This window comes from Nioella sp., from assembly GCF_964229645.1.
Classification (GTDB): domain Bacteria; phylum Pseudomonadota; class Alphaproteobacteria; order Rhodobacterales; family Rhodobacteraceae; genus Nioella.
This window is the reverse complement of the sequence record NZ_CAXREX010000113.1, coordinates 1-25,320: the sequence shown is the minus strand read 5'-3', so window position 1 is coordinate 25,320 and position 25,320 is coordinate 1. Positions and strand designations below refer to the sequence as shown.

Sequence of the window (25,320 nt, the reverse complement as noted above, 5' to 3'; positions counted from 1 at the left end):
CCGTCACGGATCGCGCGGGTCGCCCGTGCCGGGGGCACGGGCGCAACCTCCTCACTCGCCGTAGGGCACCCAGACCGTCTTCACCTCCGTCGCGGCCCGCAGGAAGGCCTTGCCCTCACCAGCCGCTCCGAACCAGTCGGGGTTGCGCCCGTTATTGACCCATGTGCGCTTCAGCGATCCGGCGCTGCCCGCCTCGATCTCGCCCGAGACATCGGCCGAGGAAAAGCTCCAGACCGCGTTCACGTCCATATGCGTGGCGAGCGGCTTGGCCAGGTCTGCATGCGACCCGGTCAGGATGTTCACCACCCCTCCCGGCACATCCGACGTGTCGAGCACTTGATAAAGATCCGTGGCGCTCAAGGGCGCGCTTTCACCGGCGACCAGGATCACCCGGTTGCCCATGGCCATGGCGGGTGCCAGCAGCGATACCGGGCCTAGCAAAGGCGCCTCTTCCGGGCAGAAGGCCCCGATCACGCCCACGGGCTCGTTCATCGCCAGCGCCACGCCGCGAATGGGCACCGATTTGACCGCGCCGTCGAACTTGTCGGCCCAGGCGGCGTAACTGAAGAGCCGCGACAGCGCGATGTCCACCTCGTCACGGGCCGAGGCGGCAGAGCGGCCCGTTTGCGCCCGGATGCGGTCGGCGAATTCGCCCGCGCGCGCGCCGAGGTTTTCGGCCAGGTAATAGAGGATCTGCGCCCTGAGATGCCCGGTGGTCTTGCCCCACCCGGCGGCTGCCTGCGCCGCTTCCACGGCGTTGCGGATATCCTTGCGGTTGGCGATCCCCACATGGCCGATCAATGCGCCACGCGGCCTGTGAATGGCGCGCGAATAGCCGCCATCGGGCCGCGCCTGCTTGCCGCCCACGTAAAGCTTGGCGGTGCGGTCGATCCCCTCGAAATCCGCCTCGCCGGGTGCGTGAAGCTTCGCGGGCTTCACCGGTTTCCCGGCGTCGGAGGGCTTGAGATAGGCCAGCAGGCCTTCCCACCCGCCTTCGCGGCCAAACCCGCTTTCGCGCACACCGCCGAAGCCCGCGGCCGCGTCGAATAGGTTGGTGGCGTTGACCCAGACCACGCCCGCGGCCAGCTTGGGCGCCACGTCGAGGGCGAGGTTCACGGTCTCGGTCCAGACCGTCGCGGCCAGCCCGTAGCGGGTGTTGTTGGCCATCGCCACGGCCTCGCCCGGGGTGCGGAATGTGGAAGACACCAGCACGGGCCCGAAGATTTCTTCCTGCATCAGCGGGTCGGCGGGCTCCAGCCCGGTGATCAGGGTGGGGGGGTAGAAGCAGCCGCCCGAGGGCATCTCGATCGGGGCCTGGTAGGTCTCGCCCGCGGTGCAGCCTGCCACGAGCTCGGTGATCCTTGCGTGCTGCACCGGGTCCACCACCGCGCCGATATCGATGCATTTGTCCAGGGGATCGCCTGCGCGCAGGTTGGCCATGCGGGCCTTCAGCCGGGCGTGGAACTCCTCCGCGATGTTTTCTTGCACAAGAAGGCGACTGCCAGCGCAGCAGACCTGCCCCTGGTTGAACCAGATCGCATCCACGAGCCCCTCGATGGCGCTGTCGATATCGGCGTCGTCGAAGACGATGTAGGGCGACTTGCCCCCCAGTTCGAGTGTCAGGGCCTTGCCGCTGCCCGCCGTCGCCTCGCGGATCTTCCGGCCAACTTCGGTCGATCCGGTAAAGGCCACCTTGGCGATGCCGGGATGTTCGACAAGTGCCGCCCCCGTCGCGCCATCGCCGGTGACGATATTGACCACGCCCTTGGGCAGCCCCGCCTCGCGGCAGATATCGGCGAAGAGAAGCGCGGTGAGCGACGTGTATTCGGCGGGTTTCAGCACTACCGTGTTGCCCGCCGCGAGCGCCGGCGCGACCTTCCAGGCCAGCATCAGCAGCGGGAAGTTCCACGGGATCACCTGCCCGCAGACGCCAAGCGGCTGGTGCCCCGGCAACTCGGCGTCGCAGAGCTGCGCCAGCCCGGCGTGATAGTAGAAATGCCGCTGCGCCAGCGGAATGTCGATGTCGCGGCTCTCGCGGATCGGCTTGCCGTTATCCATCGTCTCCAGCACGGCGAACAGGCGGCTGTGCTTTTGCAGGAGCCGCGCCAGCGCATAGAGGTGACGGGCGCGCTTGTGGCCGGACAGTTTCGACCAGCGCGGGAAGGCGCGGGCGGCCGCATCCACCGCCGCTTCCACATCCGCTGCGCTGCCCTGGCTGACTTGCGCCAGCGCCTCGCCCGTGGCCGGGTTCGTCGTGGCAAAGGTCTCGCCCGGTGCCGTGAAGGCCCCGCCGATGAAATGGCCGAAGCGGCCCTCGTGCCGGGCAATCCAAGCGCGCGCCTCGGAGGCGTCTTCCAGCGCGGGGCCGTAGTCCATGGTCTCGAAAATCTCGGGGATGGTCATCGATTTAGTTCCGCTAGCTGCAAGGGAATGCGGCTTCGATTACACTAAGTGCAACAAGAAAAGCCGGACTGTCCGAAGCGATGTCATTGGTGGAGATGGCATCGAATGCGATGCTATCAATGAGCGTTATGATTTCGGATCGTGTAGTTCCATCAGGTATGCACGCATTGCCAGATAAAGTTGCAAAATCCACGAGTGCTTGGGCATAGCCGTTGCAAAATGACACCCAGCTTTCATTCGCCCGTGTGCAAGCATCTGCAAAATCAGCTGAAGATAAAACTACGCTATCCTCTTCAGCTTGAGCGCTGAAGGAGGCGACGAGGAACGCAACAAGTATAGTAGTTTTTGCCAGATACTTCTTCATTTGTTACGCCATCGCGTGCCGCCAGCTGGCGGAATAGGCCCCGGTCACGTGGTGTTCCAGCTGCCGCTCGATATCGCCCAGAAGCGACGAGGCCCCGAAGCGGAAGAGGTCAGGGCGCAGCCAGCGGTCGCCCAGTTCCTCTTTCATCAGCGAGAGATACACCAGCGAGTCCTTCGCCTTGGAAATCCCGCCCGCGGGCTTGTAGCCGATGCGGATGCCCGTGGCCTGGTGATAGGCCCGGATCGCGCGGATCATCACGAGGCTCACGGGCAGGGTGGCATTGACGCTTTCCTTGCCGGTCGAGGTCTTGATGAAATCCGCCCCCGCCATCATGCAGACGAGCGAGGCGCGCGCCACGTTGCGCAGCGTGCCCAGTTCGCCCGTGGCGAGGATCGCCTTCACATGCGCCTCGCCACAGGCGGCGCGGAACTCTTTCATCTCGTCGTAAAGCGCCTGCCAGTCGCCGGTCAGAACGTGGCGGCGGGAAATCACGATGTCGATCTCCTCTGCCCCCGCCTTCACGCTTTCCTCGATCTCTTTCACCCGCAGGTGATAGGGCGAGAGCCCTGCGGGGAAGCCGGTGGAGACAGCCGCGACGGGAATGCCGGACCCCGCCAGCGCCTCGACCGCCACGGGCACCATTTCGTGATAGACGCAGACCGCGCAGGTGGTGAGACCTGGCAGGCCGATGGCCTCCAGCAAATCCGCCCGCGCCGGCTGCATCGCCTTGGCGCAGAGCCGTTTCACCCGGCCCGGCGTGTCGTCGCCCGCCAGCGTGGTCAGGTCGATGCAGGAAATCGCGCGGGCCAGCCATGCGGCCTGGTATTCCTTCTTGACCGACCGGCGGCCGGGCAGGGTGGCGCAGCGCCGCTCGATGGCCGAGGTGTTGGCCTGCGCGCCCATCACCCAGTCCATGTCCAGCGCCATGCCGGGGTTGCGCGCGTGGCTGACCTGCGGCAGGCCCGCAGCCGTGGTCGTCGTCTCTAGGGTCGTCTGGGTCATCCCGTCCGGTCCGTTTCTTGATCAGATGGTCAAGGTTGCATGGCCCGCGCAGCCGCGCAAGCGGGCGCGTGGCGTCAGCGGCAGCCGCCGCCCAGATCGGCAACGCTTAGCATCCCCTCGCGGCCAAGGATCGTTTCCACATGGGCGATCGTCCGCTCGCCATGGGCGGCCTGCTCGGCGGGCTGGACCACGACGCCATTCACGTAGCGGGTGACACGGGTGGGCAGCCAGGCAGGCGGGGCCGCTTCCAGCCCGTTGGGGCCGGGCAGAAGGTCGAGGAAGAGCAGGACGGAACTGCGCTGGTTCGTGCGCCATTGCGACGAGATGAAATTGCCAAGCGAATAGGCCACGACCCCGCGCCGCCCGTCCGAGGTGGTCAGCGTCTCGATGGGTTGCAGCACATGCGGATGGGTGCCGATCACGGCAGCGGCCCCGGCCTCGAGCGCGGCTTGCGCCAGCCGGCGCTGGTTGGCGTCGGGGCTTTCCATGTCCTCCTGGCCCCAATGGGGCAGCAGGATCGTGGCGTCGATCTGCGGATCGGCGCGCAGCGCGCGGATCGTGGCCAGAACTTCGGCCTCATCGCGATAGCACAGCAGAACCTGCCCGCCCGGGTCGGCCCGCCCGTTGGTGGAATAGGAACAGGCCAGGAAGGCAATCCGCTGCCCGCCTGCCGCCACGACCGCGTGCCACGGGCCCGCCTCGCCCCGGGCCCGCGTGCCGGTATGGGCCAGCCCCGCGGCGTCAATGGCCTCCAGCGTGCGCTCGACGCCCAGCGGCCCCCGGTCCATCGCGTGATTGTTGGCGGTCTGCAGAACGTCCACGCCCGCATCGCCCAGGTCGGTGATCAGCGAGGGGTGAAAGTTGAAGGTGGGAAAGCCCGAATAGACCGCGCCATCGTGGATCAGGTCGGGCGGCAGCACCCGCTCGCCCCCGCCTACAAGCAGATCGCGAGCCGCCGGGCCTTCGAGATTCGCCACGGTCACGTCGGCCATGCGCAGGAAGGGCGCCATGGGCGCCAGCTGCGTGGCGAAGCCGTCGGGGTGCTGCGCGGCATCCTGTTGCAGAAAGACATGCATCAGCACGTCGCCCACGGCCGCGACGGTGACCGCGCCGGGGCGAAAGGCCGTGCCGCTGCCGCCCCGCTGACAGGCCGCGCCTGTCACCGATTCGCCCCCTGGCACGCAGGCGGCCAGCCCTATCAGCAGCCCGAACGCGGCGCTGCGGTGTGACATAATGTAAGCGCTTACACAAAATCTGGCCATATTGCCCCCAAAAGACTGGTCATCGCTTGACGGGTCAAGCAACGATACCAAAAATCAGGCAAAACGTTCTGGCGTCGGGCCGATCCCTGTGATCGGGTTGTCCGGTGTCGGGGCAAGAAAGAACAAGCATTCCCGCAGGAAGGTTCAGGACAGCGCATGGCCCATTCCCAACCGGCGATCGACCTATCGCCGAAAGTGTCGGACGAGATCCGCAAGACGACCTGCTACATGTGCGCCTGCCGCTGCGGCATCAACGTGCACATGAAGGACGGCAAGGTTGCCTATATCGAGGGCAACCGCGACCACCCGGTGAACAAGGGCGTGCTCTGCGCCAAGGGGTCAGCAGGGATCATGCAGGTCAACGCGCCCTCGCGCCTGCGCGCGCCGTTGAAGCGGGTCGGTCCGCGCGGGTCGGGTGAGTTCGAGGAAATCAGCTGGGACGAGGCGATGGAGATCGCCGTGTCCTGGCTGAAACCCCTGCGAGAAACGGACCCCGAGAAGCTGGCCTTCTTCACCGGGCGCGACCAGTCGCAGAGCTTCACGGGCCTTTGGGCGCAGAACTACGGCACCCCCAATTTCGCGGCTCATGGCGGCTTCTGCTCTGTCAACATGGCGGCGGGCGGCATCTACACGATGGGCGGGGCCTTCTGGGAATTCGGACAGCCCGACTGGGATCACACCAAGCTTCTGATGATCTTCGGCGTGGCCGAGGACCACGATAGCAACCCGATCAAGATGGGCCTGGGCAAGATCAAGGCACGCGGGGCCAAGGTGATCGGCGTCAACCCGATCCGCTCGGGCTACAACGCGGTGGCCGATGAATGGGTCGGCATCACGCCCGGCACCGATGGGCTCTTCATCCTGTCGCTCATCCATTGCCTGCTGAAGGCGGGGCGGATCGACCTCGATTACCTGCGCCGCTACACCAACGCGCCGGTGCTGGTGAACGGCGATGCGAAATCGCCCGAATATGGGCTGCTGCTGCGTGACGAGGCGGGCAAGATGCTGGTGCTCGATCGGCGCACGGGCAAGCCCGCGCCCTTCGACGATCCAGACGTGGTGCCAGACCTTGCCGGGACATGGCGCAATGCAGGCGTTACGCACCGCCCGGTGTTCCAGCTATTGGCAGAACGCTACCTGTCGGAGGACTACACGCCCGAGGCGGTGGCGGGCAGGGTGGGCGTTTCTGCGAAACGCATCCGCCATATCGCGGCCGAGCTCGCCCGCGTCGCCTTCGAGGAAGAGATCGAGATCGACCAGCCCTGGACCGACTTCCGGGGCGTGAAACATGACAAGATGATCGGTCGCCCGGTCAGCTTCCACGCCATGCGCGGGATTTCGGCCCATTCCAACGGCTTCCAGACCTGCCGTGCGCTGCATGTGCTGCAAATCCTTCTGGGCAGCGTCGAGGTGCCGGGCGGCTTCCGCTTCAAGCCGCCCTATCCGAAACCGGTCGAGGCCCATCCGAAACCCCATTGCGGCGTCACCCCCGGCAAGCCTTTGAACGGCCCGCATCTGGGCTATGTGCAGGGCCCCGATGACCTCTGTCTGAAGGACGACGGCAGCCCGGCGCGGATCGACAAGGCCTATACCTGGGAAAACCCGATGAGCGCCCATGGCCTCATGCATATGGTGATTTCCAATGCCTAGGCGGGCGATCCCTACAAGATCGACACGCTGTTCATGTACATGGCGAACATGTCGTGGAATTCGTCGATGAACACGTCTGGCGTCATGAAGATGCTGACGGACAAGGATGAAAACGGCGATTACGTGATCCCACGGATCATCTATTCGGATGCCTATTCTTCCGAGATGGTGGCCTATGCCGACCTGATCCTGCCCGACACGACCTACCTGGAACGGCATGACTGCATCAGCCTGCTCGACCGTCCGATCTGCGAGGCCGATGCCGCCGCCGACGCGATCCGCTGGCCGGTGATCGAGCCCGACCGCGACGTGCGCGGTTTCCAGTCCGTGCTGGTCGATCTTGGCGCGCGCCTGGGAATGCCTGCCTTCGTCAACGAGGACGGCAGCGCGAAATACAAGGACTACGCCGATTACATCGTGAACCATGAACGCAAGCCCGGCATCGGCCCGCTGGCAGGCTTCCGGGGCGATGGCAGCGACAAGGGGCGGGGGGCGCCCAACCCCCAGCAGATCGACCGCTATATCGAAAACGGCGGCTTCTTCGTCGAGCACATCCCCGACGCGGCGCTCGACTACAAGCCGTGGAACGCCGCCTACCAGGACTGGGCCGTCGGCATGGGTCTTTACGACAGCCCGCAGCCCTACCTGTTCAATCTCTATGTCGAGCCGATGCGCCGCTTCCAACTGGCCGCCGAAGGCCATGGCGACCGCCAGCCGCCAGAGCATCTGCGCGATCGGGTCAAGCAGGTTATGGACCCGCTGCCGATCTGGTATCCGCCCTTCGAGGACAGCCATGTCGATACCGAGGAATTCCCGGTCCACGCGCTGACGCAGCGCCCGATGGCGATGTATCACAGCTGGGGCACCCAGAACGCGTGGCTGCGCCAGCTGCACGGGCGCAACCCGCTCTATGTGCCGACGAAGATCTGGGAAGCGAACGGGTTTGCCGAGGGTGACTGGGCGCGCGTGACCTCGGCCCACGGCGCGATCACCGTGCCCGTGGCCCATATGGCCGCGCTCAATGAAAACACCGTCTGGACGTGGAACGCGATCGGCAAGCGCAAGGGGGCCTGGGCGCTGGACAAGGACGCGCCGGAGGCCACCAAGGGCTTCCTTCTCAACCATCTCATCCACGAGCTTCTGCCCCCCAAGGGCGACGGCATGCGCTGGACCAATTCCGACCCGGTGACGGGGCAGGCGGCGTGGTTCGACCTGCGGGTGAAGATCGAGAAGGTCACTGCCCCCGACGAGGCGCAGCCCGCCTATCCGCCGATCACCTCGCCCGTGGGACGGGGACCGGCCAACCTGGCATGGAAGGTGGGCAAATGACCCCCGTGATGACGACCAGCAGCGATGGCACCCGCATTGCCACCTACTCGGCGGGCGACCCGGCCAACCCGGCGATCCTGCTCATCCACGGATGGGCGCAGCATGCGCTGTGCTGGGGGCCGCTGACCGAGCGGCTGAAGGACCGGTTTCACATCGTGGCGATGGACCTGCGCGGCCACGGTGCCTCGGACAAGCCCGAAGACGCGGCTTCCTATACCGACACCGCCCTTTGGGCCGACGATGTAGCGGCGGTCATGGACCTGCACCACCTGAACGACGTGACGCTGGTGGGCTGGTCCTATGGCAGCCGGGTCATTGCCAGTTACCTCGCCACCCATGGCGACGCGGCCCTTGGGGGCGTGGTGCTGGCAGGCGGCATCCTGGCCATCGGCTCGGCGCGCGAGGACTGGATGGTTGGCCCGGCCAGCCCCGGGCTCGACCGCGATCTCTACACCACCGATCAGGTCCGGCTTCTGGCGGCGACGGCCCGCTTCGTCGATGCCTGCACCGCCAGGCCGCTCGACCGGCAGACCTATGGGCTGATGGTGGGGGCGAATGCGCTGGTGCCGCCGCTGGTGCGCCGCGCGCTTTTCGGGGCCGATTGGGACATGCGCCCGACCTACGCGGCGATGACCTGCCCGGGGCTTGTCATCCATGGGGCCGCAGATACGGTCGTGTCCCCCGCGACCGGGGAAGCCGCCGCCAAGGCCATGCCGAAAGGCCGCTTCCTGCCCTACGATGGCGTGGGCCATGCGCCCTTCCTCGAAGATCCCGACCGTTTTGCCGCCGACCTTTCGGCCTTCGTCCAAGACACCCGCAAGGAGCAGGCCGCATGACCGAGCTTCCCGTCAGCACGCAAAAGAAACTGGGGCTGGTGATCGACCTCGACACCTGCGTCGGGTGCCATGCTTGCGTGATTTCCTGCAAGGGCTGGAACACGGAAAACTATGGCGCGCCGCTATCGGATGTGGATGCCTATGGCGCCAACCCCTCGGGCACGTTCCTGAACCGCGTCCACAGCTACGAGATCACGCCCGCCGAAGGCCCCGCGCAGCTGGTCCACTTCCCCAAGTCGTGCCTGCATTGCGAAGACGCGCCCTGCGTGACCGTCTGCCCGACCGGGGCCAGCTACAAGCGGGCCGAGGACGGGATCGTGCTGGTCAACGAGTCCGACTGCATCGGCTGTGGCCTCTGCGCATGGGCCTGTCCCTACGGCGCGCGGGAGCTTGATGCGCTGGAAGGGGTGATGAAGAAATGCACCCTCTGCGTCGACCGCATCTATAACGAGAACCTGCCCGAGGTGGACCGCCAGCCGGCCTGCGTGCGCACCTGCCCGGCGGGCGCGCGCCATTTCGGCGACCTGGGCGACCCCGACAGCGATGTGTCGCGCCTGGTGGCCGAGCGGGGCGGCATGGACCTGATGCCCGAACAGGGCACCAAGCCCGTCAACAAGTACCTGCCGCCGCGCCCGAAACAGGACCGCGCCGAGGATATCGACATCCTCGCCCCCTTCCTCGAACCCGTCGCCGAAGACCCCAAGGGGTTCCTCGGCTGGCTGGACAAGGCACTGGAGAAGCTCTGATGCATCCCGCACCGTCCGTCATCATCTTCACCAGCTTCTCGGGCCTTGGCTTCGGTCTGCTGTTCTTCCTGGGCCTCGGCTTTCCGCCCGTCACCGGCTGGGTCGCCTTCGTCTTCTACGCCATTGCCTATGCGCTGGCCGTGGGCGGTCTGATGGCCTCGACCTTTCACCTGGGCAATCCGCAGCGGGCGCTGAAGGCCTTCACCCAGTGGAAGACCAGCTGGCTCAGCCGCGAGGCCTGGCTGGCGGTGACCGCGCTCCTGGTCATGGCGGTCTATGCCTTCTGCGCGACCTTCCTCGACACCCGCCTGCAACCCGTGGGCTGGGTGGGCGCGGCGCTGTCGATGGCCACGGTCTATTCCACCTCGATGATCTACGGGCAGCTCAGGACCGTCCCGCGCTGGAACCAGCCGCTCACGCCCGTGCATCTGCTGACGCTGTCCATCGCGGGGGGCGCGCTGCTGGCCGGTCAGATGACCGCCGCTGCCGCGCTGCTGGCGCTGGCCGCTGCCGTGCAGGTGGCCCATTGGCAGGTGGGCGACAGCGCCCTGAAGGAGTCGGGCAGCAACCTTGCCACCGCAACCGGGCTTGGCAGCCCCGGCACGGTTCGCGCGTTCGAACCGCCGCATACGGGCACCAACTACCTGCTCAGGGAATTCGTGCATGTGGTGGGGCGCAAGCACGCGCGCAAGCTGCGGATGATCGCCCTTACGCTTGGCTATGGCCTGCCCGTCGTGCTGCTGGTTGTTCCCGGCGCGGGGCATGTGCTGGGCCTGCTCGCGGTCATCAGCCACGTGGCGGGGCTGGTCACGTCGCGCTGGCTGTTCTTCGCAGAGGCCGAGCACGTGGTCGGCCTCTACTACGGCAAGCGCTCAGCCTGATCCGGCGGGCTTCGCGCCCAGCGCCGTCTGAACATAGCCGCCGAATTCCAGCATCCGGTCCTCGTAATCGGCGATCCGCTGCGCGGCGTCTTCGCTGCGCGCGATCATCTCGCCCACCAGCACCTCGGCCAGTGCGAAGGCCGCGCCTTGCGAAGGCAGCGGTTGCGGCCCGTCCATCGGCAGGCAGAAGACCACGTCGGCCCCCCGCGCAATGGGCGAGACATAGCTGTCGGTGATGGCGATCACCCTGGCCCCGCGCGCCAGCGCCGCCTCGTGGGCGCGCACCACTTCGGCCGAGTAGAGCGAGAAGGTGATCACCACCACCACGTCCCCCGGGCCGGTCGAGGTAATGGCGTCGGCGATCCCGCCCGGCTCGTTCAGGGGCGGTGCGAAGCTGTCGAAGGCCATGCGTCCCGAGTAGCTGAGGTAATGGGCCAGCGAAAAGCAGCTGCGCACACCCACGGCGTAGATGCGTTCGGCCTGTTCCAGCAGGTCCACCGCATCGCCCACCCGCTGGATGTTGGCGTCGGAAAAAAGCGCGTCCAGGTTCTTGTGCGCTGATTCGCGAATCCGGGCCGTCAGGGCCGCCGTTCCCCCCGATCGGAGCTGTTTTGCCCGCGATCCGTACATGCCACCCTCGCCGCGAAGCGCCGCCTGGAAGGCTGTTCGGCACGGATCGTAGCCGGAAAAACCAAGCGCAATGGCCAGTCGAAACACCGTGTTTGCATTGACATCGGCCCGTTTCGCCAGTGCCCGGACGGAATGGAACGCCATCTCCTGAGGATGCTCCAAAGCCCATGCAGCAAGGCGTGAAACCTTCGGCGAGGCGGTGTGAACCTGCTCGGCCAGGGCCTGTCTGAGATCGTCGAGGGTCATGTCACATCCGCCGCTGCTGTTTCATTCTCAAACATTTCTTTCATGTCTTGACGAATTTCAATGATTTGTTTCACCTGCCCGGCATCCGTGCTTCAATTCGGATCAAGTGGGAGAGAATTCATGAACAAAATCTTGGTTGGCGCCCTCGTGGCAGCCGCGACCGCGTTTGGTGCAGGAGCCGTCTCGGCACAAGACCAAACCTTCGTCACGATCGGCACCGGCGGTGTGACCGGCGTGTATTACCCGACCGGCGGCGCGATCTGCCGCCTGGTGAACCGGGGCCGCTCGGAGCATGGCATCCGCTGCGGCGTCGAATCCACCGGCGGGTCGGTCTACAACATCAACGCCATTCGCGGCGGCGAGCTGGAATTCGGCGTGGCGCAGTCCGACTGGCAGTTCCATGCCTATAACGGCACCTCGCGCTTCGAAGAGCAGGGCGCCTTCGAGGACCTGCGCGCCGTCTTCTCGGTGCACCCCGAACCCTTCACCGTCGTCGCCCGGGCCGATGCCGGGATCAGCAGCTTCGAAGACCTGCGCGGCATGCGAGTGAACGTGGGCAACCCCGGCTCCGGCCAGCGCGGCACGATGGAAGTGCTGATGGAGGCCATGGGCTGGACGATGGACGACTTCGCCGTCGCGTCCGAGCTTCAGGCCGCCGAGCAGAGCCAGGCGCTGTGCGACAACAACATCGACGCAATGGTCTACACCGTGGGTCACCCCTCGGGCTCGATCCAGGAAGCCACCACCGCCTGTGACTCGGTCATCGTGAACGTGACCGGCGACGCGGTCGACCAGCTGGTTGCCGACAACCCGTTCTACCGCACCGCCACAATCCCCGGCGGCATGTATCGCGGCAATGACGCGGACGTGCAGACCTTCGGTGTCGGCGCAACCTTCGTGACCTCGGCCAACGTGCCCGATGACGTGGTCTACGAGATCGTCCGCGCCGTGTTCGAGAACATCGACCAGTTCCGCGGCCTGCACCCGGCCTTCGCAAATCTCGACCCGGCGCAGATGGCCGCTGACGGGCTCAGCGCGCCGCTGCATCCCGGTGCCGAGCGTTACTACCGCGAGGCCGGCCTGATCGAGTGATCGGCCCCGCCTGACATCTCCCGCGGCGCACTATGGCCGCGCCGCGGGACCTCGACAGGACTCGTCTCCGATTTCATTGGTAAGGGTGGACCGATGACCGATCCCAACGCAGGGCGCGAGGGGCGCCAATTCACGGACGAGGAGCTGCAGGACCTCGTCGCCAGCACCGACAGCGGTGCGCGTGACCCGTCCAATCGCACGCTGGCCCTGCTGATCTCGGGCCTGGCCCTGGGCTGGTCTCTTTTTCAGCTATGGATCGCGCAACCGCAGCTTTGGTTCGCTGAATACCTTCCGGTTCTCAATTCCTCGCAGACCCGGCCCATCCACCTGACCTTCGCCGTGCTGCTGGCCTTCCTGGCCTACCCGGCCTTCAAATCCTCGCCCCGCCACCACATCCCGATCGCGGATTGGGCGCTTGCGATCCTTGCGGGCGGAACCGCCTTCTACGTTTTCCTCTATTCTGACCAGTTGGCGCTGACCGCGCGCTCTGGCCTGCCGACGCAGGGACAGGTGATCGTCGGCGCCATCGGCATGCTGTGTCTGCTGGAGGCCAGCCGCCGCGCGCTCGGCCCTGCGCTGACCATCGTGGGAAGCCTCTTCGCGCTATACGGCTACATGGGGCAGGGATGGCTTATCCCCGAGCTGATCGAGCACGAGGGGATTTCCTTCACCTCGCTCATGAACGCGCTCTGGCTCGATACGGCGGGGGTCTTCGGCATCCCGCTCGGCGTTTCCACCGCGTTCGTTTTCCTCTTCGTGCTTTTCGGCTCGCTTTTGGACAAGGCGGGTGCGGGCAATTACTTCATCAAGCTGGCCTTCGCGGGCCTGGGCCATCTGCGCGGAGGGCCTGCCAAGGCGGCCGTTGTTGGCAGCGCGATGACAGGTCTCATTTCCGGCTCGTCCATCGCCAACGTGGTCACCACGGGCACGTTCACCATCCCGCTGATGAAGCGGGTGGGCTTCACCTCGGAACAGGCCGGGTCGGTCGAGGTCGCCTCCTCGGTCAATGGCCAGATCATGCCCCCGGTCATGGGCGCTGCCGCCTTCCTGATGGTGGAATTCATCGGCATTTCCTATGTCGAGGTCATTAAGCACGCCTTCATCCCGGCGGTGATTTCCTACATCGCGCTTGTCTATATCGTGCACCTTGAGGCGCTGAAAAAGGACATGCCCGCTCTTGGGGAAGCCAAGAGCTTCCTGGGCATGATCGTGAAATTCGTGATCGGCTTTGCCATCGCGGGGGCCGGGTTCACCGCGCTCATCTACGCGGTCGGCGCGCTCAAATCCGCCGCGCCCGCGCTGACGGGCCCGGTGATGGTGCTGGCGCTCGCCGCGATCTACCTTTGGCTCGTGGCCATCGCAGCCCGCAGCCCGGACCTTGAGGTCGACGATCCCAATGCCAAAGAGATCAAACTGCCCACGGTTGCAGAGGTCTATGCCACGGGCCTGCATTACATCCTGCCCATCGTGGTTCTGGTCTGGTTCCTGATGGTCGAACGCCAGAGCCCCGCGAAATCCGCCTTCTATGCCACCGCGCTGATGCTTTTCATCATCGTCACGCAGCGACCGCTGAAGGCGCTTTTCCGTGGGCAGGGCGCGCAGATGGTGGCCGAGTTCCGGGGCGGCTTCGACGACCTCGTCGATGGCCTCATCGCCGGCGCGCGCAACATGATCGGCATCGGTGTCGCCACGGCGGCGGCGGGCATCATCGTGGCCATCGTCACCAAGACCCCCATCGGAACCGAGCTTGCAGGGCTGGTGGAGCAGCTTTCGGGCGGCAGCCTGATCCTGATGCTGATCTTCGTGGGCATTTTCTCCCTCATCCTCGGGATGGGCCTGCCCACGACCGCGAATTACATCGTTGTCTCGTCGCTGATGGCGTCGGTCGTGGTGTCGCTCGGCGCGCAGGAAGGGCTGATCGTGCCCCTCATCGCCGCGCATCTCTTCGTCTTCTACTTCGGCATCATGGCCGACGTGACCCCGCCCGTGGGGCTGGCCAGTTTCGCCGCCGCCGCCGTGTCGGGGGGCGACCCGATCAAGACCGGCTTCACCGCCTTCTTCTACAGCTTGCGCACCGTCGCGTTGCCCTTCCTGTTCATCTTCAACCCCACGCTCATTCTCTACGGGGTCGACCTGGGCACCTGGGCGGGGATCGGCCACGCGGCTTTCGTCTTCCTCGTCGCCACCTTCGCCATGCTGCTCTTCGCTGCCGCCACGCAGGGCTATTTCCTGGCCCCGAGCCGCCTGCATGAAAGTGCCGCGCTCCTGCTGGTGGCTTTCACCCTCTTCGTGCCCAATGTCTGGCTCGACATGGTGCAGCCGCCCTTCCGCGACGTGCCCCCGGCCCGGTTCGAACAAGCCGTCGAGGCGGCCCATGATGGCGACAGCCTGCGGCTTCTGATCGAGGGGCCGGATTTCAACACCGGCGACATGATCTCGACCACGCTGGTCATGCAGATCGAGGGCGAGGGCAGCGCCGCCGACCGGATCGACGCCAGTGGCCTGCTGCTCTTCCCCGAGGGTGACGTGGTGCGGCTGGACGAACCCATGTTCGGCACCGACACCGCCGAGACCCTGTCGAATTTCGACTTCTACGCCGATGAACCCGTGCGCCTTGCAGCGGTGCAGACGGCGACCGAGCGCCTGCCAGCCCAGATCTTCTACATTCCGGCGCTTCTGCTGCTCGGATTGGTTATCTTGCTGCAACGCCGCCGCCAGACCAAACCGGCCTTCTGAGGACCAGACCCATGTTCACATCCATCCTCCTGCCCATCGACCTGTCGGACGCGGCCACCTGGGAAAGGGCGCTGCCCGCCGCCGTGCACATGGCACGCTACGAAGATGCGGCGCTGCACGTGGCCACCGTCGTCCCCGATTTCGGCATGTCCGTGGTCGGCAGCTACTTTCCCGAAGGCTACGAGGAAAAGGCGATGCACGAGGTGGGCGAACGGCTTGCGGCCTTCGTCAATGACCACGTGCCGGACGGGATAGAGGTGCATCCCCACGTGCTGCACGGGCGCGTCTATGACCAGATCATCGAGGCGGCCAATCGCATCGGCGCCGACGTGATCGTCATGGGCTCTCACCGGCCCGAACTGAAAGACTACCTGCTTGGCCCCAACGCTGCCCGCGTCGTGCGCCACGCCACCCAGTCCGTTTTCGTCGTTCGCGGAGAATAGACCGATGACATCCCATATGTTCGGGCGTGGCCCCGGACCCCTTCCCACGGCTGTGCGCGGCGAGGGCTGTTACATCTTCGATGCCACCGGCAAGGCCTATCTCGACGGCTCGGGCGGCGCGGCGGTGTCCTGCCTTGGGCATTCGGACCACGAGGTGCGCGCCGCCATCCACGCGCAGCTCGACAAGATCGCCTTCGCCCATACCGGCTTCTTCACCTCCGAACCCGCCGAGGCGCTGGCCGACCTGCTGATTGCCCATGCGCCCGAGGGCATTGACCGGGTCTACCTGCTCTCCGGTGGCTCCGAGGCGGTCGAGGCCGCGATCAAGCTGGCGCGCCAGTATCACCTGGAAACCGGCCAGCCGCAGCGCCACAAGCTCATCGCCCGCCGTCAGAGCTACCACGGCAACACGCTCGGCGCGCTGGCTGCGGGCGGCAATGCCTGGCGGCGCGAGAAATACGCGCCCCTCCTGGTGGAAACCCACCACATCATGCCCTGTTTCGACTACCGCGAGCGGCAGGATGGCGAAACCGAATGGGATTTCGGCCAGCGCGCGGCCAATGCGCTGGAGGAAGAAATCCTGCGCCAGGGACCAGAGAGTGTCATGGCCTTCATCGCCGAACCCGTGGTCGGGGCCACGGCGGGCGCGGTTCCGGCGGTCGACGGGTATTTCAAGCGCATCCGGCAGATCTGCGATCGGTATGGCGTGCTGCTGATCCTCGACGAGGTCATGTGCGGCATGGGCCGCACCGGCCATCTCTTCGCCTGCGAGGCAGACGGGATTTCCCCCGACATCGTGACCATCGCCAAGGGGCTCGGGGCAGGCTACGCCCCCATTGGCGCGATGCTGGCCTCGGCCAGGGTCTACGGGGCGATCGAGCAGGGCTCGGGCAGCTTCCAGCACGGCCATACCTACCACGGTCATCCGCTCGCAGCGGCGGCTGGTCACGCGGTGGTCAGCGCCATTGTGAGCCGGGGGCTCTGCGACCGGGTGAAGGCGCAAGGCGACGTGCTCGCCAGCGCGCTGCACGATACGTTCGGCCAGCATGCCCATGTGGGCGACCTGCGCGGGCGCGGCCTCTTCCGGGGGCTCGAACTGGTCGAGGACCGGGCCACCAAGCGCCCCTTCGATCCGGCCCGCAAGCTGCATCTGAAGGTCAAGAAGGCCGCCATGGCCGAGGGGCTGATCTGCTATCCGGCCGGGGGCACCGTGAACGGGCGCGAGGGCGATCACATCCTGCTCGCCCCGCCTTTCATCATCACGGATGACCAGATAGGTGAACTCGTGGGCAAGCTTTCCCGCGCCGTGGAGACCGCGCTCGCCTCATGACCCGGCTTTCCACGCTTCCGGCCATCATGCTGGCCCCCAACGGGGCCCGCAGGACCAGGGCCGACCATCCCGCCCTTCCCATGACCATCGCCGAAACCATCGCCGCCGCGCAGGCGGGCTTCGCGGCCGGGGCAGGCGCGCTCCATGCGCATGTGCGCGACGAAAGCGGCGCGCATGTGCTCGATGCGGGGCTCTACCTTGAACTCATCGCCGAAATGGCCAACGCGGTGCCCGGCATGCCGGTGCAGATCACGACCGAGGCGGTCGGGCGGTATCGCCCGCAGGACCAGCGCGCGCTTGTGCAGGCCGTCCGGCCAGAGGCCGTGTCGGTCTGCCTGGCCGAAATGTGGCCGGGCACGGGCCCCGATGCCGAGGCGCGGGCTTTCTACCATTGGGCCGCGGCGGAGGGGATCGCCGTCCAGCATATCTGCTTCGCGCCCGCAGAGGTCATGCGCCTCGCGGCGCTAGCGGGGCAGGGCGAGATCCCCGCGCCTGTGCAGCTTCTTTGCGTCCTCGGGCGCTACGAGCCGCCGACCCCGGCAAGTCCTGCCATGCTGCCGGGCTTTCTCGACGCGATGACGCGCTTTGCAACCCGGCCCGATTGGGCGATCTGCGCCTTCGGCCCCGCCGAGACCGATTGCCTGCTTGCCGCGGCCCGCGCCGGGGGCAAGGCCCGGGTGGGCTTCGAGAACAACCTCATCGGGCCGGACGGCCGCCCCGCCCGCGACAATGCTGACCGGGTCCGCGATCTCGTCGAACAACTCGCAGGGGTCCGCGCCTGATCTCCACGCCGCCTGCCGCTTCTTCTTGGCCCAAATACTCCCGCCGGAGGCACCGGCCCTCTCCGCCAGATCCACCCTCACCCGTGACGCGGCACCGCTTTCAGATGTCCCGTGGCAACTGCGGCGCGAGGAGTGCCCCCGCGGCCGCGGGGGTCGACGAGGGCCGCTCCCCGGTCGGCGCCGGAAGGCGTCGAAATCCCGTTTTGTCTGCACGGGGGGTGTACGGGGGGTGCACGCCCGGCGCCCCCTCGTTTCGGACTCAGAACGCCTGGTCCTTCACCGCCTCCATAGACACGTGGGTCGAGGTGTGGCCCACGAAGGGCAGGGCGGAAATCACCTCGCCCAACACGCGGCGATAGTCGCGGATGTCCTTCGTGCGCACCTTCAAAAGATAGTCGAACGCGCCCGCGATCATATGCGCCTGCTCGATCTCCGGCACTTTCAGGGCGGCGGCGTTGAAGGCCTTCAGGGCCTCCTCCGTCGTGTCGGTCAGCCGCACCTCGACGAAGGCCACATGCTCCTGCCCCAGTTTCGCCGGATCAACCACCGCACGAAACCCCCGGATCACGCCCTCCTTGCGCAACCGGTTCACCCGCATCTGGCAGGGTGTCTTGGACAGGCCGATGCGCTGCGCAATCTCTGTCACCGGCATGCGTCCATCGCTCAGCAGAAGCTTGACGATCTTGCGGTCGAACTGGTCAAGTTGGCTTTCCATTTCGAAATCCTGAAGAAGATTGCCTGATTTGTGGCGCTGAATAGGGCTAAAAGCCGAAAAACACAACAAGGAAAGGCAACCGGACTTCTGGGGGCGTGCTATTCTGAGCCATCTCCTGACCTAGAGGTTCGCCATGTCCGAGCTTGCCGCTCTGCGCGCACAGATCCGCGCCGATCACCTTGCCGATGAAGCCCTGTTGCTGGGCCGTCTGTCCCGCGTCCATGCGCCCGATGCTGCAGCCCGCAGCCGCATGGCCCAGGCCGCTGCCGGGCTTGTCGAGGCGATCCGCAACGACAGCAAGCCGGGGCTGATGGAGGTGTTCCTGGCCGAATACGGGCTCTCGACCGATGAAGGCGTGGCGCTCATGTGCCTGGCTGAGGCGCTGCTCAGGGTGCCGGATGCCGAGACGATGGATGCGCTCATCGAGGACAAGATCGCGCCGTCGGAATGGGGCAAGCACCTGGGCCATTCCACCTCGTCGCTGGTCAACGCCTCCACTTGGGCGCTGATGCTGACGGGCAAGGTCCTGAAAGAAGACGCGGAACCGGGCCTGACCTCTACCCTGCGCGGCGCCATCAAGCGCCTTGGCGAACCGGTCATTCGCCGCGCCGTGGGCCGGGCGATGAAAGAGATGGGCCAGCAATTCGTCCTGGGTGAGACCATCGGCGAGGCGGTGAAGCGCGGCGGGGCCAAGGCCGCGCAGGGCTTTACCTTTTCCTATGACATGTTGGGCGAGGCGGCGATGACCGCCCATGATGCGGATCACTTCTTCGCTGCCTACAAGGGGGCGATTTCCAGGCTCGCTACCGAGGCGCGGCATGACGACATCCGCGCCAATCCCGGCATCTCGATCAAGCTCTCCGCGCTGCATCCGCGCTACGAGGATGTGAAGCGCGCCCGCGTGATGGACGAGCTTGTGCCGCGCGTGCTGGAGCTGGCCCGGGACGCCAAGGACGCCGGGATGGGGCTCAACATCGACGCGGAAGAGGCCGACCGGCTCGACATCTCGCTCGACGTGATCGAGGCGGTGCTGCGCGATGACAGCCTTGCCGGATGGGACGGGTTCGGCGTGGTGGTGCAGGCCTATGGCAAGCGCGCGCCTGCCGTGATCGACTGGCTATACACGCTGGCCAGTGGGCTGGATCGCAAGATCATGGTCCGCCTCGTGAAAGGGGCCTACTGGGATACCGAGATCAAGCGTGCCCAGGTCGAGGGGCTGGCGGGCTTCCCGGTCTACACCCACAAGCCGGCAACCGACGTGGCTTACCTTTGCTGTGCGCGGAAACTCCTTGGCTATGCCGACCGCATCTACGCGCAGTTTGCCACGCACAATGCCCATTCGGCGGCGGCGATCCTGGACATGGCCGAGGATTACGACGCGTTCGAATTCCAGCGCCTGCACGGCATGGGCGAGGCGCTGCATGACATATTGCACAGGCGTAACGCCACCCGCTGCCGGATCTATGCCCCCGTGGGCGCGCATCGCGACCTCCTGGCCTACCTGGTGCGGAGGCTTCTGGAAAACGGGGCGAACAGCAGCTTCGTGAACCAGATCGTCGATGAAAACGTGCCTGCGCAGGTGGTGGGCGCCGACCCGTTCGAGGCGCTGGCAGCCGTGATCGAAACCAGCGCGCCGGGGGTGAAGCCCCCTGTCGCCCTCTTCGGGTCGCGGCGCAATTCCCGCGGGTTCGACCCGCGCAACCGTGACGACCTGGCCGAGATAGAGGCCGCCCGTGCCCCCTTCGCCGCGCATGTCTGGCAGGCGGTGCCGGTTCTGGCAGGCCCGGTCCAGGGGGAAGCGGAGGAAGAGGTGATGAACCCCGCGCGCCCCGGAGATCTCGTAGGCCGCGTTGTCGAGGCAACCGAGGCGGATGTCGAAACCGCGCTGAGCTCGGCCCGGACCTGGGACGCCCCGGCAGCAGATCGGCGTGCGGCGCTTCTGAAGGCCGCCGATCTCTACGAGGACCATTTCGGAGAGATCTTCGCTGTGCTCACGCGCGAGGCGGGCAAGAGCCTGCTCGACGCCATTGCCGAACTGCGCGAGGCGGTGGATTTCCTGCGCTACTACGCCGAGCAGGCAACCGAGGACGCCCCGCGCGGCATCTTCACCTGCATCAGCCCCTGGAACTTCCCGCTGGCCATTTTCACCGGGCAGATCGCGGCGGCGCTGGCGGCGGGCAATGCCGTGCTGGCCAAACCGGCAGAGACCACGACGCTGATGGCCGCGATCGGTGTGCGGTTGATGCACGAGGCGGGCGTGCCCCTGCATGCGCTTCAATTGCTGCCGGGCAAGGGCAGCCGGATCGGCGGGCTTCTGACGGGCGATGCCCGCGTGGCGGGTGTCTGCTTCACCGGCTCGACCGCCACCGCGCAACGCATCAACCGGACCATGGCGGGCAAGGTCGCGCCGCATGCGCCGCTGATCGCGGAAACGGGGGGGCTGAACGCCATGATCGTGGATTCCACGGCCCTGCCCGAACAGGCGGTGCGCGATATCGTGGCCTCCGCCTTCCAGTCGGCGGGCCAGCGATGCTCGGCCCTGCGCTGCCTTTACGTGCAGCAGGATATCGCGCCCTCGTTCCTGAAGATGCTGAAAGGGGCGATGGACGAACTGGCGGTTGCCGACCCGTGGGATCCGGCCACCGATGTGGGGCCGATCATCTCGGTCCCTGCACGTGACGACATCGCGTCTTATGTCGCGCAGGCCCGCGCCGAGGGCCGGGTGCTGCATGAAGTCGCCGCACCGGGCGAGGGCAGCTTCCTTGCACCTGTTGCCATCAAGGTCTCGGGCATCGAGGACATGGAGAAAGAGGTTTTCGGCCCGGTCCTGCACGTGGCGACCTTCAAGGCGACCGAGATCGATGCCGTGATCGACGCAGTGAACGCGAAGGGCTTCGGCCTGACCTTCGGGCTGCATACCCGGATCGACGATCGGGTGCAGCACATCACCGAGGCTGTGAAGGCGGGCAATATCTACGTCAACCGCAACCAGATCGGCGCGATCGTGGGCAGCCAGCCCTTCGGGGGCGAGGGGCTGTCGGGCACCGGGCCGAAGGCGGGCGGGCCGGCTTATGTGGCCCGGTTCCGCGCGGTCAGCGCGCCCACGGCGCCTGCCCGTGGTGGCAAGGGGGCCGATCCGGTGCAGGTGCAGGCGGCGCTGGACAGGGCCGTGACCGATACGCTGAAGCGGCGCAGCACCGAAACCCTGCCGGGCCCCACGGGCGAGTCGAACCGGCTGTCGATCTTCGCGCGCGGCACGGTTCTGTGCCTCGGCCCGACCGAGGAGGCCGCAGCCGAGCAGGTGCGCATTGCCGAATGGGCAGGGTGCAAGGCGGTGGCGGTCGCTCCGGGCGCTGAAATCGACGGGGTGTTGCAGGCCGAAGCGCTGGCCGATCTGCAGGGATTTGCCGTGGTCGCCTATGACGGCCCCGAGGCGCCTGCGCGCGCGATCCGCGCGGCCCTTGCGGCCCGTGAGGGGCGGCTTATCCCGCTGGCCTCTCGTGCGGATCTGGCGGCGATGTGCAGGCTGGAGCGGCACGTCTGCATCGACACCACGGCGGCAGGCGGCAACGCCTCGCTTCTGGCGGCGGCAAGCTGATCACGCGGGGCCGTGGCGGCCCCGCAGCACCATCACCGATTTCACCGCCTCGGGGACCAGGACAAGCGGCAGGGCCAGAAGGCCGATCATCTGCCAATGCTCCACCCCGAGCGGCACGGTGCGCAGGAGCAGTTGCAGGGGTGGCCAGTAGACGGCAGCGACCTGCGCGGCCAGCATCAGCAGCAGTGCCAGCAACAGCAGCGGGTTGGACGCAAGCCCGATCTTCCAGCAGGGCTGGCGGAAGGAGCGGAAGGCAAAGACGCTCATCTTCTCGAATACGACGATGGCGGTGAAGGCGGCTGTGCGGGCGAGGTCCTCGCCCTGTGGCAGGAGCATGTAGAACACCCAAAGCCCCGCCGCCCCCGCATAGGCTCCGAAGGCCAGGATCATGGCAAGCCCCGCGGGCCCGACGATCCCGGCCTCCATCGGGCGGGGCGGGTCCTCCATCTGGTCCTTGGTGGCCTTCTCCAGCCCAAGGGCAACTGCCGTCACACCGTCGGTGATGAGGTTCATCCACAGGATCTGCGTGGCCAGCAGGATGAGCGGCCCGCCGAGGAAGAGATTGGCCAGGATCGCCACGACCTCGCCCGCATTGGACGACAGCAGGTAGCGCACGAAGCGCTGGACGTTCTCGAACTGGCGGCGGCCCTCGCGCACCACGCGCACGATGGTGGCGAAATTGTCGTCGAGCAGCACCAAATCGGCAGCGTCCTTGGCCACGTCGGTGCCCCTTATGCCCATGGCCACGCCGATATCGGCGCGTTTGAGCGCGGGCGCGTCGTTCACCCCGTCGCCCGTCATCGCCACGATCTGCCCCTCGGCCTGCAAGGCTTCGACCAGCCGCATCTTGTGGGCAGGCGCGGTGCGGGCAAAGACCACGTCTTGCGCCAGAAGCGCGCGCAAGTCGCTGTCGCTTGCTGCGTCTACCCGGTCGCCCGTCACGACCTGGGTGACCGGCAGGCCCACCTCGCGCGCGATGGCATGGGCGGTGACCGGGCTGTCGCCGGTGATCATGATCACGCGGATACCGGCCGAACGGCAGGCCGCGACGGCAGCAGGGACTTCGGGCCGGGGCGGGTCGATCAGGCCCACGAGGCCGAGGAAGGTCAGATTCTCCTCCGCCGCGCCCTCGCCCGGAACCGGGGCAGAGGCCAGCGCGATGACCCGCAGCCCCCCACCTGCCATCTCTGAATAGGCGGTATCGACCAGGTGCCGGGCGGGGCCGATCATGGGCGCTGGTCCCTCGGGCCCGGCCAGGTGCGAACAGACATCGAGGATCGCTTCGGGCGCGCCCTTGGCATAGAGCACCGGGCCGCCGTTGCAGGTGGACACGACGCTCATCCGCTTGCGCTCGGACGAAAACGCCTCTTCCGACAGCACGCAGGCCGGGTCGGGCAGGGGTGCCCAGCCCTTGTAGGCCAGCGTCATCAGCGCGCCTTCGGTGGGCTCGCCGACCATCTGCCACTGTCCCGCGTCCTGGTGCAGGCTCGCGTGGTTGCAGATCATCGCGCAATCGAGCAACTCGGACAGGACCGGATCGTCGCCATGGCGCAGCGGGCCCGATGGGCCTTCGATATGGCCCGACGGGTCGTAGCCTGTTCCGGTCACGGTGAAGGCGCAGTCTCCGGGCAGCCAGACCCGCGCCGCCGTCATCTTGTTTTCCGTCAGCGTTCCGGTCTTGTCGGTGCAGATGACCGACGCCGCGCCAAGGGTCTCAACTGCTTGCAGGCGTCGTGCCAGCGCATGATGGCGCACCATCGCCGACGCCCCGAGCGCCAGGGTGATGGTGACGACGGCGGGCAGGCCCTCGGGCACGATGGCCACGGCCAACGACAGGCCGGTCATGAACATGTCGAGCAGGTCCTGCCCCACGGCAAGCCCCGCCACCACAACTGCCCCGCCAAGCGCGATCGCGGCAAACCCCATCTGCCGGGCCAGCACGCCCAGTTGCCGGGTCAGGTGTGTCTGCTTCTCGCCGACCGATCCCGTCAGTTCCGCGATCTGGCCAAACTGGGTGCGGCTGCCGGTGGCCTGCACGATGCCCTCGGCCCGGCCCGCCACGACCGAGGTGCCCATATGGACCGCCGCGTCATTGCCCGATTTGTCCACCGGCAAAGATTCCCCCGTCAGGACGCTTTCGTCGACCCGAAGTTGCAGCGCGAGATGCAGCGTGATGTCGGCAGGCACGCGGTCGCCGGCCTCCATCACCACCAGATCGCCCGGCACGATGGCCGAGGTTTCGATCATCTGCTGGTGCCCGTCGCGCACCACCCGCGCCTTGGGGTCGAGCATCTTGCGCAGGGCGGCAAGCGCGGTTTCGGCGCGCCATTCCTGCACGAAGCCCAGAAGCCCGTTCAAAAGCACCACCAGCCCGATCGCCAGGGCGTCGATGACCTCTCCGAGCGCGGCCGCGATCGTCATTGCCGCGATCAGCACCAGTACGAGAAAGCCTGCGAACTGGCGAAGCAATATGCGCAGGGGCGAGATCACCTGCGTTTCGGCCAGCCGGTTGGGGCCATGTTCGGCGAGGCGGCGTGCGGCCTCGGCACTACTCAGGCCGGCGGGGGCGGTATCGGGCATTCGCGGGTCGTCCTGTCCTGTCACGGGGCAGACTAGGCCGCCACACTGCGCCGGGCTTTGACCGATATCAACGCGCAAGGGGGGGGCGCGGGCTTGCCCCCGCCGCGATATCCCGCGATGAAGGGGAGACGGCGGGCGCATCCGCGCCGCATGAGGAGGAATGAGATATGGCGAAAGTGGCGTTTCTGGGTCTGGGCGTGATGGGCTACCCGATGGCGGGGCACCTGAAGGCCGCTGGCCATGATGTGACGGTCTACAACCGCACCACCGCGAAGGCAGAGAAATGGGCAGGTGAGCATGGCGGTGGCTTTGCCGCGACCCCGCGTGAAGCCGTGGCCGAGTGCGATTTCGTGATGGCCTGCGTGGGCACTGACGATGACCTGCGGTCCGTGGTCCTGGGCGCAGACGGGGCCTTCGCCGGGATGAAGGCAGGCGCGATCTTCGTCGACCACACCACGGTGTCGGCCATCGTGACCCGTGAACTGGCCGCGCAAGGCGCCGCGCAAGGCATCGCCTGGGTCGATGCCCCGGTTTCGGGTGGCCAGGCGGGGGCCGAGAACGGCCAGCTTGCCATCATGTGCGGGGGCGATGACGCGCCTTACGGGGCCGCGGTGCCGGTGATGGATGCCTATGCCAAGGCGATCGAGCATTTCGGCCCCGTGGGGTCTGGTCAGCTGACCAAGATGGTCAACCAG

At 66.6% G+C, this 25,320-nt stretch carries 17 protein-coding genes and 1 pseudogene; 11 read left to right on the top strand and 7 right to left on the bottom strand.

The annotated features are described in order from the left end of the window. Nucleotides 1-51: 51 nt before the first annotated feature. The 4 genes from ACEQXV_RS07660 to ACEQXV_RS07645 all read right to left on the bottom strand — a co-directional run bounded on the left by ACEQXV_RS07660 (nt 52) and on the right by ACEQXV_RS07645 (nt 5,001). Nucleotides 52-2,403, bottom strand: a complete 2,352-nt coding sequence (locus tag ACEQXV_RS07660) for an aldehyde dehydrogenase family protein (protein WP_370268577.1) — start codon at nt 2,401-2,403, stop codon at nt 52-54. Between the two features lie 13 nt (nt 2,404-2,416). Further along, entirely contained in the window at nt 2,417-2,767 is a 351-nt protein-coding gene (locus ACEQXV_RS07655; RefSeq protein ID WP_370268576.1) for a Rap1a/Tai family immunity protein, read from the bottom strand. Between the two features lie 3 nt (nt 2,768-2,770). Continuing rightward, nucleotides 2,771-3,769 (bottom strand): deoxyribose-phosphate aldolase, encoded by a 999-nt coding sequence (gene deoC, locus ACEQXV_RS07650; protein ID WP_370268574.1) that lies wholly within the window; start codon nt 3,767-3,769, stop codon nt 2,771-2,773. A gap of 74 nt (nt 3,770-3,843) precedes the next feature. Then, nucleotides 3,844-5,001 carry a CapA family protein gene (locus ACEQXV_RS07645; RefSeq protein WP_370268573.1) on the bottom strand — a complete coding sequence of 386 codons (1,158 nt, stop codon included), beginning with the start codon at nt 4,999-5,001 and terminating at the stop codon, nt 3,844-3,846. 186 nt (nt 5,002-5,187) lie between these two features. On the opposite strand from ACEQXV_RS07645, the pseudogene ACEQXV_RS07640 reads away from it, so the two are divergent. From ACEQXV_RS07640 to ACEQXV_RS07625, 4 genes and pseudogenes are all read left to right on the top strand, one after another. After that, a pseudogene (locus ACEQXV_RS07640) lies at nt 5,188-8,010 on the top strand (molybdopterin oxidoreductase family protein). Between the two features lie 8 nt (nt 8,011-8,018). After that, nucleotides 8,019-8,846: an alpha/beta fold hydrolase gene (locus ACEQXV_RS07635; protein ID WP_370253841.1), complete on the top strand. Its 828-nt coding sequence runs from the start codon at nt 8,019-8,021 to the stop codon at nt 8,844-8,846. Then, entirely contained in the window at nt 8,843-9,592 is a 750-nt protein-coding gene (locus ACEQXV_RS07630; RefSeq protein WP_370253843.1) for a 4Fe-4S dicluster domain-containing protein, read from the top strand. Before ACEQXV_RS07635 ends, ACEQXV_RS07630 begins: the two co-directional genes overlap by 4 nt. Next, nucleotides 9,592-10,473, top strand: a complete 882-nt coding sequence (locus ACEQXV_RS07625; RefSeq protein ID WP_370253844.1) for a dimethyl sulfoxide reductase anchor subunit family protein — start codon at nt 9,592-9,594, stop codon at nt 10,471-10,473. Before ACEQXV_RS07630 ends, ACEQXV_RS07625 begins: the two co-directional genes overlap by 1 nt. On the opposite strand, the gene ACEQXV_RS07620 is transcribed toward ACEQXV_RS07625, so the two are convergent. Further along, on the bottom strand, nt 10,465-11,349 hold the full coding sequence (locus tag ACEQXV_RS07620; RefSeq protein WP_370253846.1) for a MurR/RpiR family transcriptional regulator: 885 nt from the start codon (nt 11,347-11,349) through the stop codon (nt 10,465-10,467). The genes ACEQXV_RS07625 and ACEQXV_RS07620 overlap by 9 nt on opposite strands. A 120-nt stretch (nt 11,350-11,469) precedes the next feature. On the opposite strand from ACEQXV_RS07620, the gene ACEQXV_RS07615 reads away from it, so the two are divergent. The 5 genes from ACEQXV_RS07615 to ACEQXV_RS07595 all read left to right on the top strand — a co-directional run bounded on the left by ACEQXV_RS07615 (nt 11,470) and on the right by ACEQXV_RS07595 (nt 17,732). After that, a complete protein-coding gene (locus tag ACEQXV_RS07615; RefSeq protein ID WP_370253848.1) occupies nt 11,470-12,441 on the top strand; it encodes a TAXI family TRAP transporter solute-binding subunit in 972 nt (323 codons plus the stop codon). 93 nt (nt 12,442-12,534) lie between these two features. After that, on the top strand, nt 12,535-15,177 hold the full coding sequence (locus ACEQXV_RS07610) for a TRAP transporter permease (protein ID WP_370253849.1): 2,643 nt from the start codon (nt 12,535-12,537) through the stop codon (nt 15,175-15,177). Between the two features lie 11 nt (nt 15,178-15,188). After that, nucleotides 15,189-15,620: a universal stress protein gene (locus ACEQXV_RS07605; protein ID WP_370253850.1), complete on the top strand. Its 432-nt coding sequence runs from the start codon at nt 15,189-15,191 to the stop codon at nt 15,618-15,620. 4 nt (nt 15,621-15,624) lie between these two features. Then, on the top strand, nt 15,625-16,950 hold the full coding sequence (locus ACEQXV_RS07600; RefSeq protein WP_370253851.1) for an aspartate aminotransferase family protein: 1,326 nt from the start codon (nt 15,625-15,627) through the stop codon (nt 16,948-16,950). Continuing rightward, a complete protein-coding gene (locus tag ACEQXV_RS07595) occupies nt 16,947-17,732 on the top strand; it encodes a 3-keto-5-aminohexanoate cleavage protein (RefSeq protein ID WP_370268572.1) in 786 nt (261 codons plus the stop codon). The genes ACEQXV_RS07600 and ACEQXV_RS07595 overlap by 4 nt, the downstream gene beginning before the upstream one ends. A gap of 259 nt (nt 17,733-17,991) precedes the next feature. Here ACEQXV_RS07595 and ACEQXV_RS07590 read toward each other — a convergent pair whose 3' ends face one another. After that, nucleotides 17,992-18,447, bottom strand: a complete 456-nt coding sequence (locus ACEQXV_RS07590) for an Lrp/AsnC family transcriptional regulator (protein WP_370253854.1) — start codon at nt 18,445-18,447, stop codon at nt 17,992-17,994. Between the two features lie 133 nt (nt 18,448-18,580). On the opposite strand from ACEQXV_RS07590, the gene putA reads away from it, so the two are divergent. Beyond that, complete coding sequence (gene putA, locus ACEQXV_RS07585) at nt 18,581-22,045, top strand: bifunctional proline dehydrogenase/L-glutamate gamma-semialdehyde dehydrogenase PutA (protein ID WP_370268570.1); 3,465 nt, start codon at nt 18,581-18,583, stop codon at nt 22,043-22,045. On the opposite strand, the gene ACEQXV_RS07580 is transcribed toward putA, so the two are convergent. After that, on the bottom strand, nt 22,046-24,625 hold the full coding sequence (locus tag ACEQXV_RS07580) for a cation-translocating P-type ATPase (RefSeq protein ID WP_370268569.1): 2,580 nt from the start codon (nt 24,623-24,625) through the stop codon (nt 22,046-22,048). A 167-nt stretch (nt 24,626-24,792) separates the two neighbouring features. Between ACEQXV_RS07580 and ACEQXV_RS07575 the strand changes: the two genes are divergently transcribed. After that, nucleotides 24,793-25,320 (top strand): NAD(P)-dependent oxidoreductase (locus ACEQXV_RS07575; RefSeq protein ID WP_370268568.1); only part of this gene is annotated, 528 nt, incomplete at its 3' end.

Bases quoted from the DNA above. Each gene is read 5' to 3' on its own strand.
- ACEQXV_RS07590 (WP_370253854.1), bottom strand. From the start codon at position 18,447: ATGGAAAGCCAACTTGACCAGTTCGACCGCAAGATCGTCAAGCTTCTG.
- ACEQXV_RS07635 (WP_370253841.1), top strand. From the start codon at position 8,019: ATGACGACCAGCAGCGATGGCACCCGCATTGCCACCTACTCGGCGGGC.
- ACEQXV_RS07620 (WP_370253846.1), bottom strand. From the start codon at position 11,349: ATGACCCTCGACGATCTCAGACAGGCCCTGGCCGAGCAGGTTCACACC.
- ACEQXV_RS07625 (WP_370253844.1), top strand. From the start codon at position 9,592: ATGCATCCCGCACCGTCCGTCATCATCTTCACCAGCTTCTCGGGCCTT.
- deoC (WP_370268574.1), bottom strand. From the start codon at position 3,769: ATGACCCAGACGACCCTAGAGACGACGACCACGGCTGCGGGCCTGCCG.
- ACEQXV_RS07645 (WP_370268573.1), bottom strand. From the start codon at position 5,001: ATGTCACACCGCAGCGCCGCGTTCGGGCTGCTGATAGGGCTGGCCGCC.
- ACEQXV_RS07630 (WP_370253843.1), top strand. From the start codon at position 8,843: ATGACCGAGCTTCCCGTCAGCACGCAAAAGAAACTGGGGCTGGTGATC.
- ACEQXV_RS07600 (WP_370253851.1), top strand. From the start codon at position 15,625: ATGACATCCCATATGTTCGGGCGTGGCCCCGGACCCCTTCCCACGGCT.
- ACEQXV_RS07580 (WP_370268569.1), bottom strand. From the start codon at position 24,625: ATGCCCGATACCGCCCCCGCCGGCCTGAGTAGTGCCGAGGCCGCACGC.
- ACEQXV_RS07655 (WP_370268576.1), bottom strand. From the start codon at position 2,767: ATGAAGAAGTATCTGGCAAAAACTACTATACTTGTTGCGTTCCTCGTC.
- ACEQXV_RS07610 (WP_370253849.1), top strand. From the start codon at position 12,535: ATGACCGATCCCAACGCAGGGCGCGAGGGGCGCCAATTCACGGACGAG.
- ACEQXV_RS07615 (WP_370253848.1), top strand. From the start codon at position 11,470: ATGAACAAAATCTTGGTTGGCGCCCTCGTGGCAGCCGCGACCGCGTTT.
- ACEQXV_RS07660 (WP_370268577.1), bottom strand. From the start codon at position 2,403: ATGACCATCCCCGAGATTTTCGAGACCATGGACTACGGCCCCGCGCTG.
- ACEQXV_RS07605 (WP_370253850.1), top strand. From the start codon at position 15,189: ATGTTCACATCCATCCTCCTGCCCATCGACCTGTCGGACGCGGCCACC.
- putA (WP_370268570.1), top strand. From the start codon at position 18,581: ATGTCCGAGCTTGCCGCTCTGCGCGCACAGATCCGCGCCGATCACCTT.
- ACEQXV_RS07595 (WP_370268572.1), top strand. From the start codon at position 16,947: ATGACCCGGCTTTCCACGCTTCCGGCCATCATGCTGGCCCCCAACGGG.